Source organism: Streptomyces bobili (genome assembly GCF_002154575.1).
Taxonomy (GTDB): domain Bacteria; phylum Actinomycetota; class Actinomycetes; order Streptomycetales; family Streptomycetaceae; genus Streptomyces; species Streptomyces bobili.
Window position 1 is genome coordinate 1 of sequence record NZ_MUBA01000680.1, and the last position, 2,470, is coordinate 2,470.

Here is a 2,470-nt window from a genome sequence, read left to right on the forward strand (position 1 = left end):
GCCGGAGGGGGCGTGGCGGGCGGTGCCGTGGCCGGGCGGGCTAAGCGGGCCTTGCGTTCGACCGGGAGGCGGAACAGCGTCTCGTACGCCCGCTGCCGGGCCAGCACCCTGCTGCCCAGCGGGTCGGGCCAGCCGGGCGGGCCGGCGTGGCGTGCCGCCGTTTCGAGGAGTTCGGCCGGGGTGGGGCGCTGCTCGGGCTCCTTGGCCAGGCAGGCCGACAGTAGTGCGCCGAGCGCCGGGTCCGCCGAGGAGATCTCGCCGAGCAGTTCCTGGTTGGGCTCCTCGAAGGCCACCCGGTGCATGACGTCGACGCCGGTGCCGTCGCCGAACGGGGCGCGCCCGGACGCCGCGAAGACCAGTGTCCCCGCCAGCGAGAACACGTCCGAGGCCGTGTCGGAGTGGCCGGTCCTGAGGTGCTCGGGGGACATGTAGGCGGGCGTTCCGACCCGGTTGCCCGTGCCGGTGAGGGAACTCGCGTCCACCGCCTTGGAGATGCCGAAGTCGATGACGTGCGCGCCGCGGACGGTGAGCAGCACGTTGGACGGCTTGAGGTCGCGGTGGACGATGCCCGCGTCGGCCAGTTCGCACAGGGCGCGCGCGAGTTGGTCCGCGACCTGCCAGACCGTGACGGTGGCGAGGGCTCCGTCCTCCTGTACGGACTCCGCGAGGTCGGGTCCGGGGAGGTACTCGGTGGCCATCCACAGCAGTTCGTCGCGGAAGCCGGTGCCGCACAGTTTCGGCGCGTGCGGGGTGCGCAGCCTGGCGTGCACGGCCGCCTCGCGCTCGAACCGCCGCCGGAACCGGGGGTCCTCCGCGTACTCCGGCCGGATCACCTTCACGGCGACCAGGCCGGGGCTGTCGTCGACCGGGCGCGCCAGGTAGACGCGCCCCATGCCGCCGCTGCCCAGCAGGGCCAACGGGACGTAGGGGCCGACCTGTTCGGGGTCGCCCGGACGCAGGGGTGAGGTCCCGGCCTGCCGCAGCGCGGCGGCCTCGCTCGTCGCCGGATCCGATGGCGACGGCCGCTGATCTGACACGGAATTTCCCCGAAGTGGTTTTCGACGTACGTCAGTTCGCCTCAAGAGAAGAAGAGGCTAGCCCAGCACCGGCGAACGGTCAGGGTTTCCCTCACTTCCGTCCTTCGGAGTTGTTCGGTGACGATCGGAGGTGTTGGTGAATGTGCGCGGGCGTTCGCCGAGCGTGAGCGCGCCCGGGGGAGGATGCGGGTCCCTCCCCCGAGCACGCTCACGGGCGCCGGGCGCCGGGCGGTGCGCGACGAGCCCGGCATGATCCGAACGAGAGGCCCTAGGGGCGGACGGCCTTGCCGCGGCCCCACGCCCAGGCGAGGCGGTCCGCGCCGGACTGGTTGGTGGTCTCCAGCCAGGGGCGGGACGGGTCGCCCGTCAGGGTCTGCAGGGAGTACGTGTCACCGGTGCGCAGGCCCGGCCAGTAGACCGACCCCATCTTCAGCTCGCGGAAGGTGTCGGTGACGGCCTGCATGTAGTTGACGAAGTTGTTGTCCGGCGCCGGCTTGTTGTAGTCGAAGCCGGTCGTCATGTGGGCGCCGAACTCGTCGGCGACGGTCCGGTTCGCACAGTCGCCGATGCGCACCTTGAGGTCGGCCACCCACTGGTCGTAGGTGGCGTACTCCTTCCAGAACCCGTAGTGGTGCAGGGAGAGGTAGGTGCCCTTCAGGCGCGGGTCGGCGCAGACGGTGGTGACGTGGTCGTTGTAGCCGGCGCCGCTGACGAAGACGCGGTTGCGCGGCACCGAGGCGTAGGTGTCCAGCCACTTCGCGGCGAGGTCGGCCCACTCGGTGTCGGTGTAGCCGTGCGGCTCGTTCATCGGCTCGAAGTACACGTTCCGGTCGCTCTTGTACGCCTTGACGACCGTGTTCCACATGGGCCAGTAGGTGGCCTGGTCGTCGATGAAGCCGTCCTTGCGGGGGCCGGTGCCCTCCCAGTACGACAGGATGACCTTGAAGCCCTTGGCGGAGGCCGCGTCGATGACCGCGCGGTACGACTTCCAGTAGGTGCCGTTCACCGTGTACGGGTTGATCGGCAGCCGTACCGTGTTGGCGCCGAGGTTGGCGCGGAACGCCGATATCACCCGGCTCGACTTGGTGTACGTCTGGGCGTAGCTGTCGGACAGCGACAGGCCCGACAGGACGACCGGATCGTCGGCGAAGTTGTCCCGCGGGTCGGCCCAGTTGACGCCCTTGAACTGGCTGGTGTCCATGCGCGGGGCGGCCTGGGCGGGAGCGCCGGAGAGGCTGGTGCCCGCCCCCGCGATCAGCAGGGCGAGGAGGGCGGCTCGCAGGCGGGGGGTGCGGCGGGTGCCGGCGGGGGTGGGGCGCATCGGCCTGGCCTTTCGGGTCGGGAGGCTGCTCTGTTCGACGGCGTGGGGGGCTCGATCTCTGGCGGCCTCGGCATGTTTACGCAAACATCGATCATGTCGGCGATCCGATGTT

General features: G+C 70.7%; 2 protein-coding genes. Both read right to left on the minus strand.

Annotated elements, in window-relative coordinates; genetic code table 11:
• A partial coding sequence (locus BZL64_RS36100; RefSeq protein WP_244205741.1) for a serine/threonine-protein kinase occupies positions 1 to 1,037 on the minus strand: 1,037 nt, incomplete at its 3' end.
• Positions 1,038 to 1,305: 268 nt separating this feature from the next.
• Entirely contained in the window at positions 1,306 to 2,358 is a 1,053-nt protein-coding gene (locus BZL64_RS36105) for a glycoside hydrolase family 5 protein (RefSeq protein WP_086773260.1), read from the minus strand.
• Positions 2,359 to 2,470: the final 112 nt, after the last annotated feature.